Below are 24,746 nucleotides of genomic sequence, written 5' to 3' on the forward strand. Positions count from 1 at the left end.
TCAAGTAACGCATAATTAAAGTGGTAACGAATAGGCAACATGATGAAAGGAGCAGAGCTGAATGATCACAAGTGATGGCGCTGGACTCTCTGCGCTGGAAGCACGGTTATATGACGATCTGAGCCTGCTGGAACTGCCAGCCAAATCCTGGGTGCCGTTGCACTATGTCGAGCAACAGCCGGTATTGGATGTGGCTATCCTCGGTGCGGGCATGTGTGGCCTGACCGCGGCAGCGGCGCTACGCATGATTGGGGTGGATAATGTTCTCTGTTTCGATCGGGCACCCGCAGGTCAGGAAGGCCCGTGGGGAACCTATGCGCGCATGGAAACCTTGCGTTCGCCAAAGCAGTTGACCGGCCCGGCGTTGGGATTGCCCACGTTAACGTTTCGTGCCTGGTATCAGGCACAATTCGGCGCTGCGGCGTGGGATGCGCTGGATAAAATCCCCCGAACCCAGTGGATGGATTATCTCATCTGGTATCGCCGCGTGCTAAGGTTGCCGGTGGCCAATCACACGGAAATTGTGGCGTTGACACCTTATCAGCACAAGCTTATCGCGGTGGATACGCGTCATCGACTCACCGGCGAAACGCGGCGGTACTACGCGCGCCGTGTGGTATTGGCGAATGGTCGCGATGGTTTAGGTGGGCCCGCCGTGCCGGATCTCGCGCACCGGATTGCCCGACGCTATTGGGCACACTCGGCGCAACCGATCGATTTCTCTGCGTTGCAAGGTAAACGGGTGGCGGTTGTTGGGGCCGGAGCCTCCGCCATGGATAACGCGGCCACGGCGTTGGAGGCAGGCGCACAGCGCGTCGATCTCTTTATTCGGCGCGACGATATCCCACGCGTGAATAAATTCACCGGAATTTCCAGCCAGGGGGTAGTTCAGGGATTTGTCGGACTTAGCGATGCCTGGAAGTGGCAGTTTCTTGCTACGACGCTCTCGGCACAAACGCCGCCACCGCGCGATTCTACGCGTCGGGTGTCACGCCATGCCAACGCGCATTTTCATCTGGCAAACCCGATCGTTGACCTGGAGGAGGAGCAACAACACCTGGTGTTGGCCACGCCCAAAGGGCGCTACGAGGTCGATTTCGTGATTTTTGCTACGGGTTTTGATGTTGATGTCTCTAAGCGCGGTGAGTTGCACCATTTTGCTCATGAGATGCTGTTTTGGTCGGATGTGTATACGCCGCCCGTGGGGATGGAAAACCGCGAGCTGGCGTCAGCGCCATACCTGGGCCCGGCCTTTGAGCTTCAGGCTAAAACGCCGGAGAACAGCCCGTTGATTTCACGTCTGCATTGTTTCAATTACCCCTCGACGCTCACGCACGGCAAGTTATCGGGGGATATTCCTGCGGTAAGCGAAGGCGCAAAACGGTTGGCTCAGGGGATTGCGCGCCACCTGTTTGTCGAGGATTGCGCGCTGCATTATGACGCGTTAACGGCGTTTGATACGCCAGAATTAGTGGGAGATGAGTGGCACGATGCTGAGGCACAGTAATATCACCTTGCAGGAGTCGGAAAACGACCTCATTAATCAGATGGCGGGTATTGATGCAGGCTCAACGCGCGATAGGCTACGTCGGCTACGTCCGGACTATGTTTCTGGCGTGGAGGCTTGCCGTTGCAGCGTGTTGACGCCGCACGACGATCAGGGATTACCGGCGGCGCTGCGTGCGTTGCTCGCCCTGCGTATGGCGCGCACATTGGGTGTGTCAGCACAGGTGGCCTTTTACCAACGGCTCGTCGATAGTTTGCCATCCTCGCAGACGGATCTGGCGTTAAACGCTGACGGTAAGCAGGGAACGCGCGCTTTTCAGGCGCTGGTTTATCATTGTGACGTTGTCACTAATAATCCCGCCGCGAGTTCACAACAGGATCTTGAGCATTTACAGCAGGCAGGGTGGACAACGCCGCAAATCATTGCGCTGTCCGAACTGATCGCTTTTATCAATTTTGAATCACGCCTTGTGGTTGGGCTATCAGCATTAGGTGAAGGACAATGAAGCGTGAAAAAACCACGATACCTGCGGTAAAGGTCCGTGTGTTGCCTCTGACCTGGCATCCCTATCTGACCCCGGTGGATCTGAATAACGCTACGCCCGCTCAACGGATCGCGATGCAGGTGACGCCGTCAAGCACTCACGTTTCTCCCTATGTGCGCACTCTGGCACACGATCCTGACTCCTATGTGGCGCGTACCACGCTGTTTAACGCCATTATGTACAGTGACGGTGGATTAGGGCGCGCAGAACGAGAATTGGGCGCGCTGGTGGCTTCCGCCGTTAACGGCTGCGCGTATTGTGGTTCGGTTCACGCACGGCGTTATGAAACGCTGTCAGGGCGCAACGATGTGGTCAGTGCGATATACACGCGTGGGTTAGATGCGCCTTTCGATGAAAAGACTCAGGCGCTTGTCGATTTTTGCCGTGCCCTGTCGCAGACACCTGTGGCGCTTGAACCTCATCATGTCACTGCTTTGCGCCAACAGGGATTTAACGACGCTGACATTATTGATCTGGTGCATTCCGCAGCGATCTTTGGCTGGGCCAACCGCTTGATGCACACCCTTGGTCATTCCCAGCGCCGTTAATCCTGCCGCTATGCCGGGACATTCCCGGCAGCTTATAACGCTTTGCGTAGCCCGATCAGCCGCTCCAACACCACCACCACAGCAAGGGATATCAGGATTAAAATCACTGACAACGCCGCTATCTGCGGGTCAGTGGCGTATTCAAGATAGCGGTAAATCTCGGTCGGCAACGTGGAAGTGCGTGTGGATACCAGAAACAGGGACAGGGTGGCCTCATCGAAGGAGATCAAGAAGGCGATTGCGCCACCCGCCACAATACCCGGACGAATCAGCGGCAGCGTGATGCGATGAAACACCTGCCAGGGCGATGCGCCGTGGATACGCGCTGCCTCTTCAATACGCACATCGACGGCGAGCAGACTCATGGTGATGGTTCTGACCGTATAAGGCAGCGTAATGCCCAGGTGCGCTACCGCAATGCCGGTATAGGTATCGAGCAGGCCTAGCGGTGCCAATACCAACATCAGCCCCACGGCCAATACGATATGCGGTACCAAAAACGGTGCCACAGCCAGAAAAGCGATAACCGACCGACCGCGAAACTGAAAGCGCGTCAGGGCGAAAGCCAGCAGCACGCCCACTACAATGGCCCCCGCGCCTACGGAAATACCCAGCGTCAAACTGCGCCCAAACGCGGCAATAAACACCGGATTATTCAGAACCTTGATATAAGAACCCAGCGACAGATCGACGGGAGGGAAGGCAAGATACTGGCGTGTGTCGAATGAGATGATAAACACGATGATAATCGGTGCCAGCAGAAAAAGATAAAGCAGAAAGATCAGGCTGTGCCAGGCGATAGTGCCCGGCTGCCAAGCGCGAGATATCATGATGTTCTCACTGTTCCAGCGCCCGCAAGGCGCGTTGGTAAAGCACAATAACGCTGCTGAACAATACCAGCAACAGTACGGAAAGCGCTGCTGCCAGCGGCCAATTGAGGGTCACGGTAGCCTCGCTGAAAATTTCGGTACCCAGCACAAACACCCGTCCACCGCCCATCAGACGCGGTGTGACAAACGCCGAGATGGCCAGCACGAAAACCAGCAGAGCAGCGGTTAAGACCCCCGGCAAACTGAGCGGCAGCGTGATGCGTAAAAACACGCGCCAACGCGCGGCTACCAGCATCTGCGCCGCCTCTTCCAGTGGCTGACTCAGCCGCCCGAACCCGCTCAGCATGGCGAGAATGACGTAGGGCATCAGGATTTCAATTAGCGCAAGGGTAGCGCCGAGCGTATTGTTGCTCAGACGCCAGGGCGTTGTGGTCAGCGATAACGCCTGCAGCGTCGCATTGATGACCCCTCTGTCCCCCAACAGCACCATCCAGCCGTAGGTACGCACCACGGAGGATGTCAGCAACGGGGCGATGGCTAATGCGGTCAGCACGCCTTTCCAGCGGCTGGTGCTGCGGTGCAGGAACAGGGCGAGCGGGTAGGCGAGTGCAACGGCAGGCAGACTAACCATCAGCCCCAGCCATAGGGTATTGCCGGCCACGCGCCAGTAAAAAGGATCGAACAGCACGGCGGCATAGGCGCTGGTGCTCCAGGGGGCGGATGGGGCGATCATACTGCCGATGGGGCTGAAGGAGGCGCGAATCAACCATGCCAACGGGGCGGCAAAGGTGATCCCGAGTGTCAGCAGCCCTGGCAGCAACAATGCCAGCAGGAGCAGTCGGGAATGCCGTGTCGTTGGGCGCATTACTGTCATGGCGTGTGCCTCCCAACCGAGGTGATATCGGCGGGCGCTACCGTCAGCATCAGGCTGTCACCCTGCGCTGGCGTGCTGCCAGCCTGGGTAGGCAGATCGGCGAGTAAGTAATGTGGGCCGACCTGCACGCCGAGGGTGTGATGCTGTCCGCGATAAACGCGCTGTGTGACACGGCCTGAAAACGCGTTGAGCGGTAACGGCGAGCCAGAGGGCACACAGCGCAGGCGGTGTGGGCGAATCAGCAAGCGCACGCGGGTGCCGGGCGTTAACGCATCGGCGAGGTGCAGTTGTCCCAGGCCTTCGATGTGGACCCGATGAGGCTGGAGTACCGTGGCGTCAAAAAAATTACCGTTACCGATAAAACGCGCCACGAACTCGGTTTCCGGTTGGTCGAATATGGCATCCGGGGTGCCGATCTGCTCAAGTTTTCCCTGCGACATCACGGCAATGCGATCGGCCATCGACAGCGCTTCATCCTGATCGTGCGTGACGAACAGCGCGGTGATGCCGGTACGGCGTTGCAGATCGCGAATTTCATCACGCATTTCATCACGCAGTTTGGCATCCAGATTTGACAGCGGCTCATCAAACAGCAGGAGTTCTGGCTCAATCACCAACGAACGGGCGATGGCGGCGCGCTGTTGCTGCCCACCGGAGAGTTGGCTGACGCGGCGATCGCCTAACCCCTCGAGTTTGACCAACGCCAGCGCCTGCTGTACCCGTTTGGCGCGCTCGGCGCGTTTGATGCCACGCATCTCGAGCCCGAACGCGATGTTTTGCGCCACGCTCAGGTGGGGAAATAGCGCATAGGCTTGAAACACCATGCCCATGTTGCGCTGATGCACGGGAATGGCCGAAATGTCCCGGCCATTAAGCTGAATACTGCCTGATGTGGGCGCAATCAAACCCGCGATCATGCGCAGCAGGGTAGTTTTTCCACAGCCCGACGGGCCGAGCAGCGCCAGCATTTCGCCGCGCGGCACGTGCAGACTGACGTCATCAACGGCGGGGGCCTGCGCCCCCGGATAGGATTTCGCCAATTGGTTGACGGAAAGGTGAACATCGGACATATGGCGTCTATCTCATGAGCGATAACAGGGGTAATCGTGGCGTGTCAGTCATCAATGCAGCGCGATCACGTCGCGACGAATCCGTTGGATCCACGGCGCGTAGCGTTCTGCAACCCAAGGCCAGTCGAGCGCCCATTGCGCCTGCTGTGCCTCTTTACTGCCATAAATGCGCGCTGCCGCTGGTGCACTCAAGGTCACTTGCGTGTTGACGGGCCCATAGAAACTTTGCTCGGCGAAGGTGCGCTGCGCCTCGGCGCTGAGCGCGTAGTCAATAAATTGCTGCGCCGCACTGGCCTGTTTGGAGCCTTTTACCAGACTAATGGTATTGATCTGACCGATGCTGCCTTCCCGCGGTAATGCGATACCAATTTTTCCATCTTGTTTATCATGCAGATACTGTGCACGCCCGTTCCAGCAGATAGCCAGATCCACTTCACCACTCTGGACCACCGCATAGCAGTCAGGGGCGGGATCCCAGGTGGCGACATTAGGGGCGATGGCCTTCAGCACGGTAAAACCCGGTTCAATATCCTGCTTGTAGTCACCGCCTTTTAACCGGGTGAGGATAGGCAGCAGTGTGACGCCACGGGTATCCGCTAACGGTGCCGCAATGCGTCCTTTATATTTGGCATCGGTCAGATCGTTCCAACTGGTTGGCGGTTGTTTGACCCGATCGGTGTTATAGAGGATGGCGAGGTTATCCTGTGAAAAAGCGACAGAGCGTTGTCCACCGATAACCGCCCAGTCGGGCTGGGCATGCAGATTTTTGACCTCGCCGTTATCCAGTGGCGCAAATAAATCCTGGGTATTGGCGCGGATGGCAACGGAAATATCCAGCAGCGCTACGTCCACATGGGGGTCGTTACGCTGCAAGGTCAGTAGCGCCAGCGATTCCGCGGAGTTCTTGCTTTGCTGGTAATTTATCTTGATATCCGGGTGCTGTGCCTCGAAGGGGGCGATAACCAGTTTCTGGTAGTTGTCAGCAAACACGCCGGAAAACCCTACCACGTTGACGGTAGTGGGGGCCGCCTGCGCAAACAACGGCAACAGCGTGAGTGCGAGGATGCTGCGATGCAAACCTGTAGTAGCAGACATGGTGAATCTCCTGGTGATTATGATTGTTATTGTGGTGGTTATTATTGTGGTGGTAGCAAGGAGGGCGTCTTGCGCGCAGCGGGTTGCCAGGCGGTGCCCAGAACCCGAAGCCAGTTCTCTCCCAGCAGTTTGCGCACGCGCGCTTCACTCCATCCGCGCGCCAGCATCCGGGCAGTGAGGTTGGGGAACTCCCGAATGCGCGCAATGCCCTGAGGTTTATTGATCGTTGCTGACCCGAAGGGGGTCAATGTGCGTGCCGTTCCCTTGTCGCGATTGGCCCACAGCAACCAGGGCCCCGGACGCGGGCGATCCTGAGAAAAGTCAGTGCCGATACCCACGTGGTCTTCCCCGACCAGATCGATGACATAGCTCATGGCATCCAGATAGTCTTCGATCGTGGCATCATTGCCTGCTGCCAGACCGGGTGAGAACAGGCTGATACCAATAATGCCGCCCCCTTGAGCACAGCCGACCAGCAACTCATCGGGTTTGTTGCGTTTGACGTCTTTGAGCGCGCGGGGTAACACATGAGAAATACACACCGGCGCTCGTGATGCCGCGATAACATCGGCGCTGGTGCGATCGCCAACGTGGCTAAGGTCACACAGCACCCCTACACGGTTCATCTCTGCCAGCACCTCGTAACCAAACCCGGTTAAGCCGCTGTCCCGGGTTTCCAGATAGCCCGCACCCGAGTAGTTTTGGGTGTTATAGGTTAACTGCATCACTCCGACGCCGAGGTCTTTGAATATCTCGACGTATTCCAGGTTGTCTTCCAACGGGGAGGTATTTTGCCAACCGAGGATAATCCCGGTCCGTTGCTCTGCTTTGGCGGCGTAGATGTCTGTCAGCGTGCGCACGGGCCTAATCAGGTCATCGTTTTCACGCCAAAACCGTTTCCACTGCGAGACATAATCGATGCCTTCCCGAAAGTTTTCCCACAGCAGGGAGGCGCAGTTAACGGCAGTAATGCCCCCTTCGCGCATCTCTTCAAATATGGCGCGACTCCAGTCGCAGGTTTGCAGGCCATCAATCACGATGGATTGTTGGTGCAGCGTCTCTTGCTCGATGGACATAATGACTCCCTGGTTGACTATGGTGCGAGTGGCAGCGCGCTGAAAGGGGCGGTTTCCTGCCACTCATCGCCGAGCAGTTCCGGCGTGTCGTAAGCCTGAAACCGGGCAAGCAGTTCGGCGCGGTCTTCGCGCAACAGCGAACTGACAATGCCGCGGGTTAAGCGTTGGGCACCTTCGGCGATTGAGGGGATACCGCTGGTTAATTTGCCGTGACTCAGCACTGCCGGGAACGCGAAACAGTAGAGGGTCGATATCGTTGCTGGTTCGGCATCCACGCCCGGCTTGGGCAACAATTCAAAGTGTTTGCCCAGATAAGGCGCAGACGCTAGCCCGTCATGTTGCTGGTCCGCGGCGGGGTGATAGCGATCGCGCCACTGGCAGATAGTGTTGGCGAAAGAGGCAAATTCAGGGCGCGCCTGAAAATCCACACGAAAACCAGTCGCAAAAATAATAAAGTCAACGTGGAACTGGCCGTGTGGCGTTTGCAGCGCAATCGCCTCATCCTGCTCGCGCAGTGAAGTCAGTGGACTGGCACGGTGGAAGGCGACGTTGGCATGCTTTGTTACGCGCTGCACGCTGTGACGCGGTGGCGGGATTTGGGCGTGCTCTCCCGCCAGCATCAACTGCCATTTGGTTTCATCGGGCAGATGGACATACCCCAGCGTAAGCCCCTGATGGCCGATACCGGTAAATTTATCAATGCGTGGCAAGGTGGTGCGACGATAGAAAATGTCGACCCGTTCGGCACCGTTTTCCAGGGCAAAGGCGGCATTGTCCATTGCCGACGCGCCGGAACCAACCACGGCCACGCGCTTTCCGGCAACCTGTGTGGGAGGGATGATATCTGCGCTGTGGGCGATGTAACGCGCCGGTATCTGCCGAGCGACAGGGGGCAATGTGGGCCCACCTAGCCCATCAATACCGGTAGCCAGAACGACGCGCCGGGCACGCAGTTGCTGCTTTCCTTGTGCCGTCGCGATATCCACCTCAACCCAGCCCTGTTGGCCCGGTTCGACCCGCGTCACCGGCGCGTGGTTACGCACAGGCAGGTTCAACACCGTGCGATACCAGGTCAGGTAAGCCATCCACAGTGCGCGCGGAATGCGCGCCATGGCCTGATAGGCCGATGTGCCATATTGGGCTTCATACCAAGCGCGGAAGGTGAGAGAGGGAATGCCGAGCGCCGGTCCTGCGGCTTCTTTACGCGTGCGCAGATCGTCCATGCGCGCGGAGGTGATCCACGGGCCTTCCTGTCCGGCGGGGGCTTTATCCAGGCACAGAATGCGGGTTACGCCTGCCAGCGTGAGTGCGGCGGCGGCGGTCAAACCGCACAGCCCGGCACCGACGATGATCACATCGTAATCGGGTGCGCTCTCCTTCAACCAGGGGCGTGCAGGTAATTCCAACAGTGCCAGATCGGCACTCAGGCGTTGTGCCAATTGAGAGAGAGGGGGTTCTGGGTGTGTCATGATCGTGTGATACCTGGTCTAAAGTCGTACCGCTGCAGAGCAGGGCAGTACGTGGCGAATAATTATTAATTCGCATTATTACAGGCTGATCATGTGATATTTAAATGCTTTAATCGCATTTGCTTATGAGGGGAACTACGCTTGTGGCTGATTCTCCTCGGCGTGCTCGATGAACGCCAACATGGTGTCGCTGCCATCGAGGATATCCTGCTGAATGGCATGCTGTGCGGCGGTTCCATCCTGATGGCGCAGGGCTGCCACTACCTCTTGATGGTGCTCAATTGCCATCTGATGGGAGAAATGGGCATAGGCCTGGGCAATCAGTGGGCCGGTGCGCATCCACAAACTGCCGATAAATTGGCTGAGCAGCGGCATATCAGCCATCTGTGCCAGCATGAGGTGAAACTCGCTGTTAAGACGCAACGCCGCGCTTAAATCGTTATCATCAATCGCCTGAAGATTTTGCGTGATATTGGCGTCCAATTCGGCAAGCTTACTCGGTGTCATCAGCGCAGCAGCGTGCAGCGCGCCGCTGCCTTCCAGCGACACGCGCAAGGTACGAATCTCAATAAACTGTGCACAGGTGAGCAGCGGGACGCGGATATCGCGCGGCGTTTTCAGGATCAGCGCCTGTTCTTTGGCGAGTTGCAGGATGGCATCACGCACCGGGGTGACGCTGGTGCCAACCTGGGCGGCCAACTCGCGAATGCGCAGCCGATCGTCCGGTTTTAGCCGCCCCATAATCAGCGCTTCGCGCAGCATGGTGTACACACTGGAACCCAGATAACTGTGGTTGATTTGCCCAATTGGATAATTCACGCATTCACCCCGAGAAACAGCGCAGTCCTGTCGCTTCAATTGGCGCATTATACAATATGATGCATCATCGCGCACCGGCTAGCCGAAAAAGAAAACCGTTTTCCTCGGCGTAGGTGAAGAGAAAAATGCGTGGCAGCGCAATTTTGTTCTAAACCCAGTGAGAATGCGGAGTGACAATGGTGTGAATATCCGGATACTGCTAACAGAAGCGGTAACAGTAGGGGCACTCTATGAGCAAATCAACGCCACGTGAACAGGCGCAGTACCATCGATTAGAAGCCTTCGGTGGCTTGGAAATGTTGCAAGCGCGCTATTATCGCCAACGCTTTTCCCGCCATGTGCATGACACGTTTTGTGTTGGTGTGATTGAAGAAGGCGCTCAGCGTTTTTACCGCACCGGTGGGGAGCACGTTGCGCCGCAGGGCGACATCATTTTGGTCAATGCGGATGATGTGCATACCGGGTGCTCGGCCCGAGAGAACGGCTGGGCCTATCGCGCCATTTACCCACATCCGGATCTGTTTCGCGCGATCTCCCAGGATCTCCACCACGCCGAGGGAACAGTGCCGTGGTTTCCTGATGCGGTGCTGCACGATCCGGGGCTGGCGCAGCAGTTACAGATGGCGTTTCGCTTATTGGCTCAGCCGGGCAACACGTTGTTAAAAGAGACGCTGCTGTTTTCATCGCTAAGTTGGTTGATGTTGCGTTACAGCAAAACCCGTCGTCCGCCGCGCCCGCTGCCCTTTTCCGAACTGCGCGTGTTACAGACCAAAATGCTGCTGGATGATACGCCAGAGCAAGAGTGGTCGTTGACCACGTTAGCAGCGATGGCAGAACTGAGTCCGTGGCACTACTTACGCCAATTTAAGGCGCTGGTGGGCATTCCGCCACATGCATATCAAGTGCAGGCGCGGTTGCGCAAAGCGAAAACGCTGATGCTGCATGGGCATGCGCTCGCAGCCGTGTCGTCGCAGTGCGGTTTTTCCGATCATAGTCACTTCACCCGTCATTTTAAAAATGCATTTGGTGCAACGCCCGGCAGTTTTATTCAAAGCATCGTTTGGGATCATTCGACGCGTGAGCCGCTGTTGGGGTAATTAATCGCGTTACAACGACCGGGTTAGGCAGCAATCTTGTTCAATACGCTGTCCCCGAGGTTTAGCTAGCCTGAATGACCGCATCTATTACAAAGGTCTCAGGTCGCTATGGAAAAGCATGCTTTATCACAACCGGGCGCTGCGCCAAACGCCAGCTTACCCGATTCGCGGTGGCGCGACATTCGCGCCGGTGTTCTTGATATGTTTCCGTTTTGTCTGGCGGTACTGCCCTGGGGCATTCTGGCAGGTTCAATGGCCGTGCAGGCTGGGTTGCCGCTCTGGCAATCCATTGGGTTGTCGGCGCTGGTGTTCGCGGGTGCTGCACAGTTGGTCACGCTGGGATTAGTCATGAGCGGTGCCAATGTCGTCACGATTTTGATCACCGTTTTCTTCATCACCACCCAACATATTATCTACGCGTTGACCTTGCGTGATTACGTGTCCCGCCTGGCGCTGCGCTATCGTCTGCCGATAGGCTTCTTGCTGACGGATGAACTGTTTGCGCTGAGCGGAGGCAAATCGGCACAGCAGCCGCGTTCTGTCAGCTATTTGATTGCTGCGGGTGGTTTTTTTTATGTCTGTTGGGTGATCTTTAGCCTTGCCGGTATCGTCATGGCTACACGGATACCTGATTTGGCCCGCTATCATTTGGATTTCTCGATTATTGCCACCTTTATTACCATCGTTGTACCGATGGTACGCAGCATCAGTACGTTGCTGGGCGTGGTGCTGTCGCTGGCGCTCTCGATGGTGCTGGCCTTATTCCACGTAGAAGGTGCAGTGGTGATCGCCGGTCTGAGCGGCATGTTCTTTTCAGCGTTGCTGTCACGACGCAGGGAGGACGTACTATGAGTGGTGCACTGTTATTTGCGCTGGCGGGCATTGTGTTTTTCAATCGCTATCTTTTTCTGGAACCGCGTCTGCCGATTCGCTTGCCTGCACTGGTACAGCAAGCGCTGAAATATTCAGCCCCCTGCCTGCTGACGGCGATATGCGGTCCGATCATCTTAATGGATCACGGTATTGTGCGACCGCTCGACGATAACCCCTATTTGTGGGGGGCGCTGTTCAGCGTGATTATCGCGTTCTTTATCCGCAATATGCTGCTGGCGGTGGTGCTGAGTTTGATCTTTTTTGCGCTCCTGCTTTCGCTCTAATCGACGATCGTAAAGGCGGTTTATTATGCAAGGCGCAGTATATCCATCCCTGTTCTGGGGGGACTGCGCTTTTTGTCTCATCGCATCTCACGTTGAATTTGCAACATGGTTACACGGCCTGCAGCTCAGATTGCGCATTGAGCCAATGGATAAAACGAGAGGTTGATGAGCTATCCGGATCGCAAAAATCCATGTGGGTTCCCTGCGCGATGTATATTTGTTCGACGGGAGTGCCATTTTGCCGAGCTTGCCGTGCATAGTCGTCTATTTCGCCAATCGGGAGTACTTCATCATGCTCGCCGTGAAAAATAACCTGTTTACCCTGTGCAGGTAGCAGGGCGATAGGAGAGGTCTGGTGGTAAATATCCCTATTTTCATCGGGCGTGCAACCGAGGAATGCCGTGATAAATTCCCGTCGTTGCATGTCGCGGTAGCTTTCTACTAAATCAACCACTGGGGCCAGACCGATGAACACGTCGGGAACAATGGTCAATGCATGCTTACCCAAGCGAGCTTTATGATTGCCTAGCCACAGACTCAAATGCCCTCCCGCAGAATGACCGGCGACATATAATGGACGCGGAGCCAACTGGGGATATTTTTTACTTAACGGCGCTAATTGATTGATGGCGGCGATCGCATCAATAAACGTCTCAGGGTATCCTTGCGGGAGATAGCCGACTCGACGATATTCGATATTCCAGACACAAAAGGTGTTCTCAACCAGTTTTACTGCCACCGCATCGAGTTGGCTTTTATCGTAAGGCATTTTCCAGAAACCGCCATGGAACAGGCAGACGGTCCCTTTACTTTTCTGGGCGGGGATGTATAAATCCCCGGTCTGGTGCGGGTCAGTACCATATTGTTCCGTAAAAACCTGATATTGCAGGTTGTTGTGCATAACCCTGTTTCCTTAGTCCTCTCTTCTAAAAATGAGAAAGCTGGTTTGCTTTTTTATTCATTGACGCAACGCTCATTTCTCACTACTTTAACATAACGATATAATAATGTTTATATTGTTGTTTTATATATGTTATTTATCTTGACGTTCCCCTCGTGACATAAATAAGTAGCCAAACAGACAGGCCGCGCACAGCCGTATTCCGTCAGTAGCGATGTTCCTGCAACGTATCCATTATCCGCATTCACGAGAGGAGTTAACCCGGTCATGATTCGGTTAGAAGGCGTGTGCGTGGACTTTCCCGGTGGTAACACCGGTCAGGTCAGAGCCGTCAACGATGTTAATTTAACGATCCGCTCCGGCGAAGTATTCGGCATTGTCGGCACCAGCGGTGCAGGGAAAAGCACGCTGCTACGCACTATCAATATGTTGCAACGTCCTACGCAGGGCCGTATCCGTATCGGTGAGACGCTCATCAGCCAGGCGTCGGGACGCGAATTACGCCAGCATCGTCAGCGTATTGGTATGATATTCCAGCATTTTAACCTGATGCATACCCGCACCGTGTTTGAAAACGTGGCATTTAGTTTGCGTGCCGCCGGGAAATCCCGCGCGGAGATCGCGCAACGGGTGCCGGAAATTCTTGAACTGGTCGGGCTGTCCGAACGTGGTGATGCCTATCCGGCGCAGTTGAGCGGCGGACAAAAACAACGGGTGGGTATTGCTCGCGCCATTGCCAACCATCCTGATGTGTTGTTGTGCGATGAACCGACCTCGGCGCTCGATCTGGAAACCTCAGCATCGATTCTGGCACTACTGAAAAATATTAATCGCCAGTTGGGCATTACCATGGTGCTTATCTCCCACGAAATGAACGTCATCAAAAGCATCTGCCACCGTATGGCGGTGATGAATGGCGGCAATATCGTGGAGGAAGGGGATGTGTTTGATGTGTTCTGCGCGCCAAAACACCCTTTTACCCGGCAGTTGGTGCAGCACGCCAACAAGATAGATTTACCCGAGCGGTTTTATCGCTCAGACAAAGGCCCGTTGCTGAAAATCATGTTTGCCGATGACTCCGTAGAGCAACCGGTGCTATCCGAAGTGGCTCAGCGTTTTCAGGTTTCAATCAATATCCTGCACGGCAATATTGAATACATCAATGAGCGTGCGCTCGGGCATATCGTTGCTCAGATTTCGCATCAGGATGGCGCACAGGCAGAGAACGTCGGTGCCGCACTGGCCTATATTGGTCAACACACCTTTGGCGTGGAGGTTGTCCATGAATGAGTTAATGGGTGAATTGAGCGTTGCGTTTGGTGAAACCTTTACCATGGTGTCGATTTCGACGTTGGGCGCGGTGTTGCTTGGGTTGCCGCTCGGTATCGCCATTTATGTGACCGATCGGCATCTTTTCTGGCAGAACCGCGTGGTCTACCTGCTCTCCACCGTGCTGGTCAATATTATCCGCTCGGTGCCGTTTGTGATTCTGCTGGTGTTGCTGTTGCCGCTTACGCAGTGGTTGTTGGGCAGCACCATTGGTCCGGTGGCGGCGGCAGTGCCGATGTCGGTGGCGGCCATCGCATTTTATGCCCGACTGGTGGACTCCGCGCTGCGTGAGGTTGATCCCGGTATCGTGGAAGCGGCTGAGGCGTTTGGTGCCAGCCCGATGCGGATCATTGCTACCGTTTTGTTGCCGGAAGCGTTGGCGGGGCTGCTGCGTGGATTGACTATTACACTGGTCAGCCTGATTGGTTATTCGGCGATGGCCGGTATTGTGGGTGGCGGTGGCGTCGGAGATCTGGCGATCCGTTTTGGCTATTACCGTTATGAAACCGAAGTGATGGTGATCACCGTGATCGCGCTGGTCGTACTGGTGCAACTGGTGCAAACCGCCGGGGATTGGGTATCACGCCGGGCCAACAAGCGTGAGAAACGCTGAGGCCAGACACTGAGAATACAGGGTTAAAGACGCATGAAAATTGACAAGATTGTACTGCGCAAAATGAAGATGGCGCTGAAGACGCCGTTTACCACCAGTTTTGCCACCCAAACGGAAAAGCACTTTACCATTGCGGAAGTCCATGCCGGAGGCGTTATCGGTTACGGTGACTGCTCCGCGATTTCGTTGCCGTTCTATAACGAAGAGACGAACGTTACTGCCTGGCACATCATGCGGGATTTTCTGATCCCGATGGTGAAACAGGCCGGAACGATTTCCCATCCCTCTGAAGTGCGTGAAATCTTTATGCCGGTTAAACGCAATAATTGTGCTAAAGCGGCGATTGAAGGCGGTATCTGGGATGCCTTTGCCAAGCAGCAAGGCATTTCGCTGCATCAGGCGATTGGTGGCACGCGCGATCGGGTGGAAGCGGGGGTCAGCATCGGTATTCAATCTTCCCCGCAAAAGTTGGTCGAGGTGGTCGCTGGCTATCTGGAAGAGGGCTATCGCCGTATCAAGATAAAAATCAAACCGGGCAAGGATATCGATTACATCGAGGCGCTGCGCAGCACCTTTGGCGATATCACACTGATGGCCGATGCCAACTCCGCCTATTCGTTGGACGATATCGATTTCTTCAAGCGTCTCGACCGTTTCAATTTGTTGATGATTGAACAGCCACTAGCGCACGATGACATCGTCGATCACCGCAAACTTCAGGCGGCGATTGCTACCCCCATTTGTTTGGATGAAAGCATTGCCTCAGTAGAAGACGCGCGCAAAGCCATCGAGTTGGGCAGCGCCCGCATCATCAATATCAAAGTGGCGCGGGTGGGTGGTATCACCGAGACCCTACTGATCCATGACTACTGTCAGGCGAACCAGATCCCCGTATGGTGTGGTGGCATGCTAGACACCACGGTGGGCAAAGCGCACAACATTGCGGTGGCGACGTTGCCCAACTTCGTTTACGCCCACGATATTCCGCCTTCCAGCCGCTACTGGCATGAAGATTTTATGCTACCGCTGGTGGAAATGGATGCGGATAGCTGTGTCGCGGTGCCAAACGCACCCGGGATTGGTTTTGATATCAATCCCACGCTGTATCAACGCTACTGCTACGGCGAAGAAACGTTTCAATTTTAATGCTGGATTCAGCATTGGGGCGTCAACACCAGGGAAACGCCCACTCTACTAAAACAGGAAACGCAACATGACATTCAAAAAATGGTTACCGCTGCTGCTCGTTCCCTTGCTGGGGTTCGGACAAGCTTATGCCGCTGATGCGGCTAAAGAGATCACGATCGGCGTTTCACCCGGTCCCTATGGCGATATGGTAAAACAAGCCATCAAACCGGAGCTGGCTAAGAAAGGCTATACCGTAACTGTGCGCGAATTCAGTGACTATATTCAGCCTAATTTGGCGCTGTCCAACAACAGCATTGATGCCAACTTGTTCCAAAACCGCCGCTATCTGGATCGTTTTAGCGCTGACAAAGGATTGAAACTGTCTGAAGTGATCACCGTACCGACGGCGAGCATGGGCTTCTATTCCAACAAGGTGAAACATCTTGATGAACTGAAAGCCGGTGATGTGGTGACGCTGCCGAACGATCCGTCCAATCTGGCGCGTTCGTTAGATTTTTTGCAGAAATATGGGCTGATCAAGATTAACCCGGATATTACCCCCACCAAGGCATCGCTACGCGATATCACCGAAAACCCCAAGGGTTTGGTGTTTAAACCGTTGGAAGCGGCACAACTGCCACGCGCGCTAGGCGGCGTAACCGGGTCACTGATCAACGCCAATTTTGCCATTTCTGCGGGTTTGAAATTGGCCGATGCCATTCAGTTGGATATTCTGCCGGAAGACCTGAAAAACATGATCGTGGTGCGAACAGAAGATGCCGATAAGCCTTTTGCGCAGGATTTGAAAGCGGCTGTTGAATCACCGGAGTTTGAAGCCTTTTTCGATCGTAAAGACACCATGTTCTCTGCGTTCCAGAAACCAGAATGGATGACGGCGCGTCACAAACCGTAATCCTGTTCTCTCCACTTTGCAAAGGCCGCGTAAGCGGCCTTTTTCGTACTTTATTCCTGGCTATACTCGCGATGTTTTGCCAACAGGGCGCTACCTTGTTCTCCCAGTTCCCAGAACAACCCTGTCATGATCGCCGTACCTTCCTCCACCACTGGTTTTAGCAGGTGCTCATTGACCGCATGCTGTCCGCAGGTGGGATAAGAGTGGGGGATCCACAGTGTCGGCAATCCCAGAATATCCGCAAATACATCATTGGGCAGTGAGCCACCCAGATTGGGCAGCAGCGTTGGTGACTTACCGCTGATTTCGCGCATTAGGTCCAGTGTCCAATCTACCAGCGGATTTTGTGGATCAAAACGGGTGGCGGGGGAGCTGTTGAGCAGTTCAACGTCAATATGCCCGTAGCCGTGCTGGGCCAAATGACGACGCACATGGTCAATCAGCCGGTCACTGTCAGTACCGACCACAAAGCGCAGTTGGCATACGGCCGTCGCCGACGCCGGAATGGCGTTGACCGGACGTGGCGGATTGCCGGTAACAAACGAGAGCACCTCAAGCGCGTTCCATCCCAGCAATTTCTCTGCGGCGCTCAGACCCGGCTCACCCCAGTGTGGGTCGATGTCTGGGTCGCCTGGATTACCCGCCGGTATCACATCTTGCAGTATCGTGCGCAGCGCAGGCGTCATCGGTGGCGGCAGTAAATCGTCGATCAGAATCTTGCCGCTGCCGTCAACCAGCGTGGCGATGGCGTTGGCAAGCTGTGTGCCGGGGTTGCTGAGCCGTCCCCCCCAGTTGCCAGAGTGATAGGCGCGATCGCGCCCGCGCACATGCAGTTTAAAGTTAATGCAGCCGCGGGAGCCTAAAAACAGCGTTGGACGATCGGCATGCAAGCGTGGACCATCGGAGGCGATAAAAATATCCGCTGCCAGCAGCGCTGCGTGTTGGCGACATACTTCGGCCAGCCCCGGAGAACCAATCTCTTCGCCCATTTCAAACAACAGCTTGCAGTTGAACCCCAGCCGCGCACCGCGTGCCAGATAGACCTGTTCCAGCGCCAGTAAATTGATCGTGTGCTGGCCTTTATTATCCGCGCTGCCGCGTCCGTACCAGCGGTCCTGCTCTGCGATCAGTTGCCACGGATCCAAGCCTGCGCGCCAGTTGGCCGCATCACCGAACACCACATCCCCGTGCCCATAAGAAAGGAGAGTGGGGAACGCAGGATCTTCGATGCGCTCTGCCAACATAAAGGGCATCTCCGGTGCGGCCTCTGTGGTAAGAAAATGGCAGATAAAGCCCATGGTTTCCAATGCCGGACGCAGCTCATCGCTCAGATAAGCGCGCAAGGCGGCATGATTATCGGGTTTCTGGCTCTCGGTGGCCAGCGCCAGGCGGCGCGCCAGCGTGTGAGCAAAATCACCACGCGTCACACAGCGGGTGGCGCGGCGAATGACATCGGAACGTGTCATAGATTCCTTTATGATTGTTTTGGAAAAGCAAAGGCTATTTAAGGGAAAAACGGGGTTTGCCACCATAATAAAATTTGCAATCAAGCTTTGCTTTTCATATAAACCTCGAACGGCCTATTGGGAATTTCTTAGATTATGTTGAGCAGTGAACTCCGTTATTTTCTGGCTGTGGCAACGACGGGCTCACTGAGTGCCGCCAGTCAGCAGCTCTTCGTGGCGGTGTCCGCCATCAGTCGACAGGTTCAGCGTTTGGAAGAACGTATGGGCGTGTCTCTGTTTGAGCGCCACGCGCGCGGCATGATTTTGACTGATGCAGGCCGTATTCTGGAAAATCATGTGCGTAAAAGCATGATGGATTTAGACGCGGCGGTGGCAGAAATTCAGGGACTGAGCGCGCAACATAAAACGCAGATTAGCGTCGGATGCACCGAAGGAATGGCTTTCGATGCATTGCCCAATCTGTTTGCCCGGTTTCAGCAATCCCACCCGGAAACCGCGTTCCACTTAAAAGTGGGATCGGCACAACAGGTCTCGCAGATGGTTCGTCACGGTGAAGTGGACATCGCGTTGCAATTTGCGTTTGCGCCAGAGCACGGTGTTGAAGTACTGCTTTCGCTACCTGCGCCGTTACTGCTGTTGATGGCGGAGGATCACCCGCTGGCAGGCAACACCGTTCTGTTAGCCGATCTGGCCACTTACCCGTTGGCATTGCCTGAACCGACCACCACGCTGCGTCAACTGTTCGATCTCTCCTGCCGCATGCAGGGCACTTATCTGGAGCCCACGCTCTGTTGCAGCAACTTTACCACCCTCTATCACTATGTACTTTCCACGCCGCAGGCGGTAACGGCATGTAGCTTTTATTCGGTGATGTATAAGTGCCGACAAGCGCCGCTCCGGCTGGCGAAGTTGGCGATGCGACAACTGGAACAGCGTGCCTTGCAGGTGCAAATCCAGTCCGGACATACACTCACATATGTGCAGCAGGCGTTTATCGCGATGATGCAAGACGAATTTTACGATGCGGAGCGTTACTGTGATTCGCTGTTTGAGAGCGATGAGTCGCTGACCGTGAGCTAAAGCCGTTCACTGATGACTTCAGGTAAAAATCGGATTTTGTGTTCAGAACAACCTCGATAACATTGCGGTAGCATAGACGATGCATCGGCAAAGCAACTCGCGTTGTTCTAGCCGTCTTGTAGGGTTGACGGTTCTTTGTTGAACAAACACATGGAGATTCGTTATGTTACGCAAGCGGCCGATGGCATGTTATGCCAACAGGAAAGACGCTGTTTGTTTTTATGGCCCTGTTATCTACCGATTTGACGCTGTTTACCCCATAAAAGCGTTTTCACCTAAACAAACCTTTTCAATGGCCCTGCTGCGAGGGGCGTTACGCCGCCAAGGCGGTGAGGGGCGGGGCGTACTGTATTGCCATCCACAGCAACAAACCGACGTGGCAGCGTGGTTGAGTCAACACACGCATTTAGGCTGGCGTCTTGAAGCCGACGCAAAATTACTGCCGGGTGAAATGCGGTTAATGACGGAAGGGGGCGCATTTGCCTTGAGGTGGTAACGCCTTTATAGCATGATCTCTTATTATGGGAATGACGATTGGCTAAAATAAAGTGTTACAGGTGGATTTCAGCAGCTTCACGGAATAATAAAGCCCTTTGTTTTTTCCGTAGTGAAATAAAGTCACGCACCAATGTCAATAAAATCCGCCAATGCAACTCTCTGGCGCTTTATAACGTTTTCCATTTTTCCCTCTATTATCCCAAACAACATTAATCACAGTGCGCGTTGTTAACAGCGCGTATCAGACCCGTAAAACACGACCAGATTGCTTTCTTATCTGAAAATAGAGTGGTCGAGGTCTTTGCTGATAGAGTGACGTTAGGAAATGAAACTATCATTACAAATCAATGAACCCAGTAGGTACCGTTTTACTCATCCAAACACCATTCGGTGCTTGGTAGAATTTAATGCCCTGTTGGTACATTAATAAGGCATTAATTTTTAATACAGTTGGTTTACCGTGTCGTTGTCCAATGGCTATAGCCGTAGTTTCATCACTCGACAAATGTACATATTGGCGTGATCCAGCCAGTAGACCTTGTTCTTTGATAGCCTCCAAAAAACGTGTTGCAGTGCCATGATACAAGAATTCTGGGGGCATTTTCTCGTTAAAGCAAATATCTACTTGTTGCACTGAATGCCCTTGAACAGCTCGGATGCAGCGTCCATCCTCTGAAATAGCAAACCGTTTTTTATCACTACTCTCAACAACAGCGTGGATAAGTTGTTGAGTAAGCATGTTTTTAGCCTTGCTAGCACAGGCAATCAATGTGTTGATATCCGCCAAACCTTCACTGTCTAAAGTTAAGCCAATTGACTGAGGTTGATGGCGTAAGACGTAACTTAAAAATTGGCTTACTTCGGTATGTTTTTTGCTCATGTTGAACCTCGCCAATAACGTTGGAAGCAATGGGTTTTATTTATAGATCATATGATTGTAGTTAGCTCGCCAACATGATAATCAATAGCGCCAGCTCAGCGATCACCGCCATCTTTTACCCGGTGGTACGGAACCAAAGGCAGCGATCTACGCTGGCATGTCGCAAAACAACGGTATACTAAAGCCACGTGGAGCAAAATGCGCATTGTTTTTCAGCGCAACAAAAGCGTAAAAAAAACTTACAAGGAGTTTCGATGAATTGGCAGCATGTGTTCTTCTCGGCGGCCGTTGCGCTTGTCGTGGCAAGCGTTCTCACGTTGATGAGGAAGAAACAATGGATTGGTAAAACTACGTGGGTTGTTATCTTCGTTGCTGTGATTATCGGGTGGAATGTGATTGATACGGCGTACCTGATGCCGGATAAAGCACGTTCACTGGAATTGCAATATGCAGAATCATCAATGGTGAAACTGCCAATTTTTCAAGCCATTAAACAATATGCCCCGGATACCTATCAGGCCCTCAAGGAAAAAGTTGTTGACGCTAAAGCTGAGGGCAAAGATCTTCAGCAGGCGATCGATCTGGTGCAGGCTGATTCATCGGCTTTTTTACTGTCCCGTCTTTATCCTGCGCCTGATGACAAGGTTATCTCTACGCTGAAAGTAATGCTGGAACAGGGTGAGAATATTCAACAGCAGAGCGATGAGGCCTGTTTCAAATTTTTCTTTCCTTTTGTCAGCGGCGGCGTGAATCCGCTAGCGCTGAATTCGGCTGAGCTTATTCAGCGTCGAATGAATGCGGATAGTGAATTAGTGGCGGCGTCGTATACCTCCCCACGAGTCGCCGATAAACCGCGAGAAGACGCCGCCGCTGCACACGCATTACAGCCGGTAATACAGCGGTTATACGGGCAATACGGCGCTGATTTGCAAATGATTGCAGATCCCGCGGCAAAACAGGTTGATCGCAAAAAAGCCTGTGATATTACATTACAACTGTATCGTCACATTCTGGCACTGCCGCCACAACAAGCCGCAGCCGTGATCCGCACGGTGCTAACCAACTAAATGTACTTGCCCGAGCAAAATCCCGGTGTAAGACGCGTCAAATCTCAAATCCCGGCGCGACCTCTTTTACCTGGCAGGCATCGGGTTTGGGGGCGCCAGCGGGTATCGTCGTGCAATCGGGTTTAAACGGGTTCAGGGCATCGCGATTGAGATAAAGCAGTAACACTATGATGGCGATCAGCAGACATTTTTTGGTCATAAGCAGACTATTTCATTGAATAATGCTGTACATGTTACCGTGCTCGGAACGGGCATGGGCTACACGGCGTCTGACCAACATGCTAGTCAGATCACAACGGATGAGGAACGCACAGTGTAAAGGTTTTTACGCCCACTGTCTTCCCGCCGTCCCGTAGGATACCGGAGGTCATATGAGCGTCGAGAAACTGCGTTTTGCCGCAGTGCAGTTAGAGCACACCCATATCTATGATATGTGCAGCCATCTGATGGGTGCAGGCGCGGAGCTGGTTGCAGTGTACGATCCTGATCCGATGAAGCGTGAACGCTTTGCCGCGCGTTTTCCAGAGGTGGCGATGGCGAGCAGCGTTGACGCTATTCTGACAAACCCAGCGATCCAACTGGTAGCAAGCGCGGCGGTGCCTGATGAACGTGCCGATCTGGGGCTGTGTGTCATGGCGGCAGGTAAAGACTATTTTACTGACAAACCGCCGCTGACCACCTTGGCGCAGTTGAATGCGGTAAAAGCCGCAGTGGCACAGACCGGGCGAAAATATGCCGTTTATTTTAATGAGCATGTGGTGGTGGACAGTGTGTTGTACGCGTGAGAATTGGTGCGGCAAGGTGCGATAGGGCGGGTTCTCCAGACGATCGGCGTCGGGCCGCATCGTGAGCGCGGTGCACGCCCTGACTGGTTTTACCAGCGCCACCGCTACGGCGGTATTTTATGTGACATTGGTATTCATCAAATCGAGCAGTTCCTCTATTTTACCGGCAATACGGCGGCGAGCGTGGTTGCCAGTCAGGTGGCCAATTATCAACACCCACACGCGCCTGAGTTCGAGGATTTTGGCGATGCCATGCTGCGCGGTGAAAATGGAGCCACAGGCTATTTTCGCTGTGACTGGTTTACGCCGGATGGGCTTAGCGCCTGGGGCGATGGGCGCCTTACCATTTTGGGCACCGAGGGATATATTGAACTGCGTAAATATGTCGACATCACCCGCGGCGAAAGTAACATCCTCTATCTGGTCAACAAGGATGGCGAGCAGCGTATTGCGACAGCGGGCAACGTCGAGCGGCGCTTTTTCCACGAATTTGTGCAGGATTGCCTACACCGCACCGAAAACGCCATGACGCAGCAATGGGTGTTCACCGTGACGGAATTGGCGCTGCGCGCTCAACGCATGGCGCAGCAGATTACTCCAACCAGGGGGGAATAATCTGCTAAACGGCATCACGCCGTTGGTGACGTTGCCTTGCTCGTCGCTGCCGTGTGTTGCTCTTGCGCCAGTTGATGCAATGCGGCTTCTGCCAGTGCTGCAAAATAGCGCGATGCAGGATAGATAGCCGATTCATCAGGATTGAAACCTGGATGGTGCAGGCCAAACGGGCTGCCAGAACCGATACTGACAAACGTACCGGGGCCACTTTGCAAATAAAGCGCAAAGTCTTCTCCACCCATCTGCCGTTCAGCGATTTCAACCTGATAACCTTGTTCTGCGGCAACTTGTCTACTGAAGTCAGCCCAAAACGGCGTATTGACCACCGAAGGGGGGCCGGGGTGCCACGCCAACTCGGCCTGTGCGCCCAGTGCGGCAGCGGTACCGTGGATAACCTGACGCATCATGTCTGGCACCTGTTCCCGTACCTGCGTGCTGTAGGTTCGTACCGTTCCTTCCAATTCGACCGTTTGTGGTAACACATTCCAGGTATTGCCGCCTTCGATGCGCGTCACGCTAACCACCAGCGATTCCAGTGAACTGACCCGGCGACTGGGAAGCGTTTGCAGAGCGATGACAATGTGACTGGCGGCGATAATGCTGTCGATCCCTTCTTCCGGCTTGGCGGCATGAGCCCCTTTACCGGTGATACGAATAGAGAATCGGTCAACGTTGGCGTAAAAGGCTCCTGAGCGCGTAGCAAATGTGCCGCTTGGCAACTCCGGCGCGTTGTGTAAGCCAAACACGGCGGAGACGGGCTGTAGCGCGCCGGCGTGAATCAGTTGTCGTGCACCGACAGAAACCTCTTCCGCGGGTTGAAACAGCAGGCGTACGCGGCCCGGCAACTGCGCTTCTCGGGCTTTCAGCAGTCCCGCTGCACCGAGCATCACCGCAGTATGAAAATCATGTCCGCATGCGTGCATCACGCCAGAATGTTGTGAGGGGAAGGGGACATCGGTGTCTTCGACGATCGGTAACGCATCAATATCCGCGCGTAGCGCAACCACTGGCCCCGAAGATGCACCGATATCGGCGACAACGCCGGTTTGCAACGGAATGGGTAAAGGGGCGATCGACAGTTGGTGCAGCCAGCGGGTAATGCGTTGGGTGGTCTGGTACTCCTGCTCAGACAGTTCAGGAAATTGATGGAGCTCACGACGCCATTCAATAACGCGACGTGCTAACGAATCAATGCTAAGCGGATTGATACTACAGGGCGCATCTGGCGCAGGTTTACGGGTTGTCATCTCACTTCTCCCCATGGATTGCCTGCTATCAACCGTAGCGGATCCCTTGACGCGAAATAAATATCGTCTGGTTATATTTTATGACTGTAAAGCAGAACGACCGCTGCCGCTCGCGCTTTTCCGCACGGTGAATAAAAG

At 54.4% G+C, this 24,746-nt stretch carries 25 protein-coding genes and 1 pseudogene; 14 read left to right on the forward strand and 12 right to left on the reverse strand.

Annotated features, from left to right (window positions below):
* The first annotated feature begins 61 nt into the window (after positions 1-61).
* Genes K6K13_RS09440 through K6K13_RS09450 form a run of 3 tightly spaced genes read left to right on the forward strand, consistent with a single transcriptional unit; the run spans position 62 to position 2,599 of the window.
* On the forward strand, positions 62-1,507 hold the full coding sequence (locus tag K6K13_RS09440) for an NAD(P)-binding domain-containing protein (RefSeq protein WP_222160556.1): 1,446 nt from the start codon (positions 62-64) through the stop codon (positions 1,505-1,507).
* Positions 1,491-2,012, forward strand: coding sequence for a carboxymuconolactone decarboxylase family protein (locus tag K6K13_RS09445; RefSeq protein ID WP_222160557.1), 522 nt, complete (start codon positions 1,491-1,493; stop codon positions 2,010-2,012). Before K6K13_RS09440 ends, K6K13_RS09445 begins: the two co-directional genes overlap by 17 nt.
* The gene (locus K6K13_RS09450) at positions 2,009-2,599 is read left to right on the forward strand and encodes a peroxidase-related enzyme (protein WP_222160558.1); all 591 of its coding nucleotides are present in this window, start codon (positions 2,009-2,011) and stop codon (positions 2,597-2,599) included. The genes K6K13_RS09445 and K6K13_RS09450 overlap by 4 nt, the downstream gene beginning before the upstream one ends.
* 32 nt (positions 2,600-2,631) lie before the next feature.
* On the opposite strand, the gene K6K13_RS09455 is transcribed toward K6K13_RS09450, so the two are convergent.
* From K6K13_RS09455 to K6K13_RS09485, 7 genes are all read right to left on the reverse strand, one after another.
* The gene (locus K6K13_RS09455; protein WP_222160559.1) at positions 2,632-3,429 is read right to left on the reverse strand and encodes an ABC transporter permease; all 798 of its coding nucleotides are present in this window, start codon (positions 3,427-3,429) and stop codon (positions 2,632-2,634) included.
* Positions 3,430-3,436: 7 nt separating this feature from the next.
* Positions 3,437-4,303, reverse strand: coding sequence for an ABC transporter permease (locus K6K13_RS09460; RefSeq protein WP_252120461.1), 867 nt, complete (start codon positions 4,301-4,303; stop codon positions 3,437-3,439).
* Entirely contained in the window at positions 4,300-5,373 is a 1,074-nt protein-coding gene (locus tag K6K13_RS09465) for an ABC transporter ATP-binding protein (RefSeq protein ID WP_222160560.1), read from the reverse strand. Before K6K13_RS09465 ends, K6K13_RS09460 begins: the two co-directional genes overlap by 4 nt.
* Positions 5,374-5,424: 51 nt before the next feature.
* A complete protein-coding gene (locus tag K6K13_RS09470) occupies positions 5,425-6,468 on the reverse strand; it encodes an ABC transporter substrate-binding protein (RefSeq protein ID WP_222160561.1) in 1,044 nt (347 codons plus the stop codon).
* 41 nt (positions 6,469-6,509) lie between these two features.
* Positions 6,510-7,544: a dipeptidase gene (locus tag K6K13_RS09475; RefSeq protein WP_222160562.1), complete on the reverse strand. Its 1,035-nt coding sequence runs from the start codon at positions 7,542-7,544 to the stop codon at positions 6,510-6,512.
* A gap of 17 nt (positions 7,545-7,561) precedes the next feature.
* Positions 7,562-9,013 carry an NAD(P)-binding domain-containing protein gene (locus K6K13_RS09480; protein ID WP_222160563.1) on the reverse strand — a complete coding sequence of 484 codons (1,452 nt, stop codon included), beginning with the start codon at positions 9,011-9,013 and terminating at the stop codon, positions 7,562-7,564.
* A 135-nt stretch (positions 9,014-9,148) separates the two neighbouring features.
* Entirely contained in the window at positions 9,149-9,832 is a 684-nt protein-coding gene (locus tag K6K13_RS09485) for a GntR family transcriptional regulator (protein WP_222160564.1), read from the reverse strand.
* 230 nt (positions 9,833-10,062) lie between these two features.
* Here K6K13_RS09485 and K6K13_RS09490 point away from each other — a divergent pair, with 230 nt between their 5' ends.
* From K6K13_RS09490 to K6K13_RS09500, 3 genes are all read left to right on the forward strand, one after another.
* Positions 10,063-10,929, forward strand: coding sequence for an AraC family transcriptional regulator (locus K6K13_RS09490; RefSeq protein WP_222160565.1), 867 nt, complete (start codon positions 10,063-10,065; stop codon positions 10,927-10,929).
* 201 nt (positions 10,930-11,130) lie between these two features.
* Entirely contained in the window at positions 11,131-11,781 is a 651-nt protein-coding gene (locus tag K6K13_RS09495; RefSeq protein ID WP_434064608.1) for an AzlC family ABC transporter permease, read from the forward strand.
* Complete coding sequence (locus K6K13_RS09500; protein ID WP_222160567.1) at positions 11,778-12,086, forward strand: AzlD domain-containing protein; 309 nt, start codon at positions 11,778-11,780, stop codon at positions 12,084-12,086. The genes K6K13_RS09495 and K6K13_RS09500 overlap by 4 nt, the downstream gene beginning before the upstream one ends.
* A 109-nt stretch (positions 12,087-12,195) precedes the next feature.
* On the opposite strand, the gene K6K13_RS09505 is transcribed toward K6K13_RS09500, so the two are convergent.
* Positions 12,196-12,987, reverse strand: a complete 792-nt coding sequence (locus K6K13_RS09505) for an alpha/beta hydrolase (protein WP_222160568.1) — start codon at positions 12,985-12,987, stop codon at positions 12,196-12,198.
* A gap of 267 nt (positions 12,988-13,254) precedes the next feature.
* On the opposite strand from K6K13_RS09505, the gene K6K13_RS09510 reads away from it, so the two are divergent.
* From K6K13_RS09510 to K6K13_RS09525, 4 genes are all read left to right on the forward strand, one after another.
* Positions 13,255-14,277, forward strand: a complete 1,023-nt coding sequence (locus tag K6K13_RS09510; protein WP_222160569.1) for a methionine ABC transporter ATP-binding protein — start codon at positions 13,255-13,257, stop codon at positions 14,275-14,277.
* The gene (locus K6K13_RS09515; protein ID WP_222160570.1) at positions 14,270-14,929 is read left to right on the forward strand and encodes a methionine ABC transporter permease; all 660 of its coding nucleotides are present in this window, start codon (positions 14,270-14,272) and stop codon (positions 14,927-14,929) included. The genes K6K13_RS09510 and K6K13_RS09515 overlap by 8 nt, the downstream gene beginning before the upstream one ends.
* Positions 14,930-14,962: 33 nt before the next feature.
* Positions 14,963-16,075 carry an o-succinylbenzoate synthase gene (menC, locus tag K6K13_RS09520; protein ID WP_222160571.1) on the forward strand — a complete coding sequence of 371 codons (1,113 nt, stop codon included), beginning with the start codon at positions 14,963-14,965 and terminating at the stop codon, positions 16,073-16,075.
* Between the two features lie 67 nt (positions 16,076-16,142).
* On the forward strand, positions 16,143-16,970 hold the full coding sequence (locus K6K13_RS09525; RefSeq protein ID WP_222160572.1) for a MetQ/NlpA family ABC transporter substrate-binding protein: 828 nt from the start codon (positions 16,143-16,145) through the stop codon (positions 16,968-16,970).
* Positions 16,971-17,020: 50 nt separating this feature from the next.
* On the opposite strand, the gene K6K13_RS09530 is transcribed toward K6K13_RS09525, so the two are convergent.
* Complete coding sequence (locus tag K6K13_RS09530; protein WP_222160573.1) at positions 17,021-18,436, reverse strand: M20 family metallopeptidase; 1,416 nt, start codon at positions 18,434-18,436, stop codon at positions 17,021-17,023.
* Between the two features lie 135 nt (positions 18,437-18,571).
* Between K6K13_RS09530 and K6K13_RS09535 the strand changes: the two genes are divergently transcribed.
* Positions 18,572-19,516, forward strand: coding sequence for a LysR family transcriptional regulator (locus K6K13_RS09535; RefSeq protein WP_222160574.1), 945 nt, complete (start codon positions 18,572-18,574; stop codon positions 19,514-19,516).
* Positions 19,517-19,808: 292 nt separating this feature from the next.
* Positions 19,809-20,012 (forward strand): HrpE/YscL family type III secretion apparatus protein, encoded by a 204-nt coding sequence (locus tag K6K13_RS23180; RefSeq protein ID WP_252120462.1) that lies wholly within the window; start codon positions 19,809-19,811, stop codon positions 20,010-20,012.
* A 339-nt stretch (positions 20,013-20,351) separates the two neighbouring features.
* Here the strand turns inward: K6K13_RS23180 and kptA are convergent, their stop codons facing one another.
* The gene (gene kptA / locus K6K13_RS09545; protein ID WP_222160576.1) at positions 20,352-20,894 is read right to left on the reverse strand and encodes an RNA 2'-phosphotransferase; all 543 of its coding nucleotides are present in this window, start codon (positions 20,892-20,894) and stop codon (positions 20,352-20,354) included.
* Between the two features lie 188 nt (positions 20,895-21,082).
* Between kptA and K6K13_RS09550 the strand changes: the two genes are divergently transcribed.
* A complete protein-coding gene (locus K6K13_RS09550; RefSeq protein ID WP_222160577.1) occupies positions 21,083-21,961 on the forward strand; it encodes a hypothetical protein in 879 nt (292 codons plus the stop codon).
* Positions 21,962-21,998: 37 nt separating this feature from the next.
* On the opposite strand, the gene K6K13_RS09555 is transcribed toward K6K13_RS09550, so the two are convergent.
* Positions 21,999-22,160, reverse strand: coding sequence for a hypothetical protein (locus K6K13_RS09555; RefSeq protein WP_222160578.1), 162 nt, complete (start codon positions 22,158-22,160; stop codon positions 21,999-22,001).
* A gap of 172 nt (positions 22,161-22,332) precedes the next feature.
* On the opposite strand from K6K13_RS09555, the pseudogene K6K13_RS09560 reads away from it, so the two are divergent.
* Positions 22,333-23,361: pseudogene (locus tag K6K13_RS09560) on the forward strand (Gfo/Idh/MocA family protein).
* Positions 23,362-23,375: 14 nt separating this feature from the next.
* Here K6K13_RS09560 and K6K13_RS09565 read toward each other — a convergent pair.
* Positions 23,376-24,608, reverse strand: coding sequence for an amidohydrolase (locus K6K13_RS09565; protein ID WP_222160579.1), 1,233 nt, complete (start codon positions 24,606-24,608; stop codon positions 23,376-23,378).
* Between the last annotated feature and the right edge of the window lie 138 nt (positions 24,609-24,746).

Origin of the sequence: Symbiopectobacterium purcellii, from assembly GCF_019797845.1 — a bacterium.
In the GTDB taxonomy this organism is placed as follows: domain Bacteria; phylum Pseudomonadota; class Gammaproteobacteria; order Enterobacterales; family Enterobacteriaceae; genus Symbiopectobacterium; species Symbiopectobacterium purcellii.

Coding starts and splice junctions, on each gene's coding strand:
- K6K13_RS09440 (WP_222160556.1), top strand. CDS start 62: ATGATCACAAGTGATGGCGCTGGACTCTCTGCGCTGGAAGCACGGTTA.
- K6K13_RS09445 (WP_222160557.1), top strand. CDS start 1,491: ATGCTGAGGCACAGTAATATCACCTTGCAGGAGTCGGAAAACGACCTC.
- K6K13_RS09450 (WP_222160558.1), top strand. CDS start 2,009: ATGAAGCGTGAAAAAACCACGATACCTGCGGTAAAGGTCCGTGTGTTG.
- K6K13_RS09455 (WP_222160559.1), bottom strand. CDS start 3,429: ATGATATCTCGCGCTTGGCAGCCGGGCACTATCGCCTGGCACAGCCTG.
- K6K13_RS09460 (WP_252120461.1), bottom strand. CDS start 4,303: ATGACAGTAATGCGCCCAACGACACGGCATTCCCGACTGCTCCTGCTG.
- K6K13_RS09465 (WP_222160560.1), bottom strand. CDS start 5,373: ATGTCCGATGTTCACCTTTCCGTCAACCAATTGGCGAAATCCTATCCG.
- K6K13_RS09470 (WP_222160561.1), bottom strand. CDS start 6,468: ATGTCTGCTACTACAGGTTTGCATCGCAGCATCCTCGCACTCACGCTG.
- K6K13_RS09475 (WP_222160562.1), bottom strand. CDS start 7,544: ATGTCCATCGAGCAAGAGACGCTGCACCAACAATCCATCGTGATTGAT.
- K6K13_RS09480 (WP_222160563.1), bottom strand. CDS start 9,013: ATGACACACCCAGAACCCCCTCTCTCTCAATTGGCACAACGCCTGAGT.
- K6K13_RS09490 (WP_222160565.1), top strand. CDS start 10,063: ATGAGCAAATCAACGCCACGTGAACAGGCGCAGTACCATCGATTAGAA.
- K6K13_RS09495 (WP_434064608.1), top strand. CDS start 11,131: ATGTTTCCGTTTTGTCTGGCGGTACTGCCCTGGGGCATTCTGGCAGGT.
- K6K13_RS09500 (WP_222160567.1), top strand. CDS start 11,778: ATGAGTGGTGCACTGTTATTTGCGCTGGCGGGCATTGTGTTTTTCAAT.
- K6K13_RS09505 (WP_222160568.1), bottom strand. CDS start 12,987: ATGCACAACAACCTGCAATATCAGGTTTTTACGGAACAATATGGTACT.
- K6K13_RS09510 (WP_222160569.1), top strand. CDS start 13,255: ATGATTCGGTTAGAAGGCGTGTGCGTGGACTTTCCCGGTGGTAACACC.
- K6K13_RS09515 (WP_222160570.1), top strand. CDS start 14,270: ATGAATGAGTTAATGGGTGAATTGAGCGTTGCGTTTGGTGAAACCTTT.
- menC (WP_222160571.1), top strand. CDS start 14,963: ATGAAAATTGACAAGATTGTACTGCGCAAAATGAAGATGGCGCTGAAG.
- K6K13_RS09525 (WP_222160572.1), top strand. CDS start 16,143: ATGACATTCAAAAAATGGTTACCGCTGCTGCTCGTTCCCTTGCTGGGG.
- K6K13_RS09530 (WP_222160573.1), bottom strand. CDS start 18,436: ATGACACGTTCCGATGTCATTCGCCGCGCCACCCGCTGTGTGACGCGT.
- K6K13_RS09535 (WP_222160574.1), top strand. CDS start 18,572: ATGTTGAGCAGTGAACTCCGTTATTTTCTGGCTGTGGCAACGACGGGC.
- K6K13_RS23180 (WP_252120462.1), top strand. CDS start 19,809: ATGGCCCTGCTGCGAGGGGCGTTACGCCGCCAAGGCGGTGAGGGGCGG.
- kptA (WP_222160576.1), bottom strand. CDS start 20,894: ATGAGCAAAAAACATACCGAAGTAAGCCAATTTTTAAGTTACGTCTTA.
- K6K13_RS09555 (WP_222160578.1), bottom strand. CDS start 22,160: ATGACCAAAAAATGTCTGCTGATCGCCATCATAGTGTTACTGCTTTAT.
- K6K13_RS09565 (WP_222160579.1), bottom strand. CDS start 24,608: ATGACAACCCGTAAACCTGCGCCAGATGCGCCCTGTAGTATCAATCCG.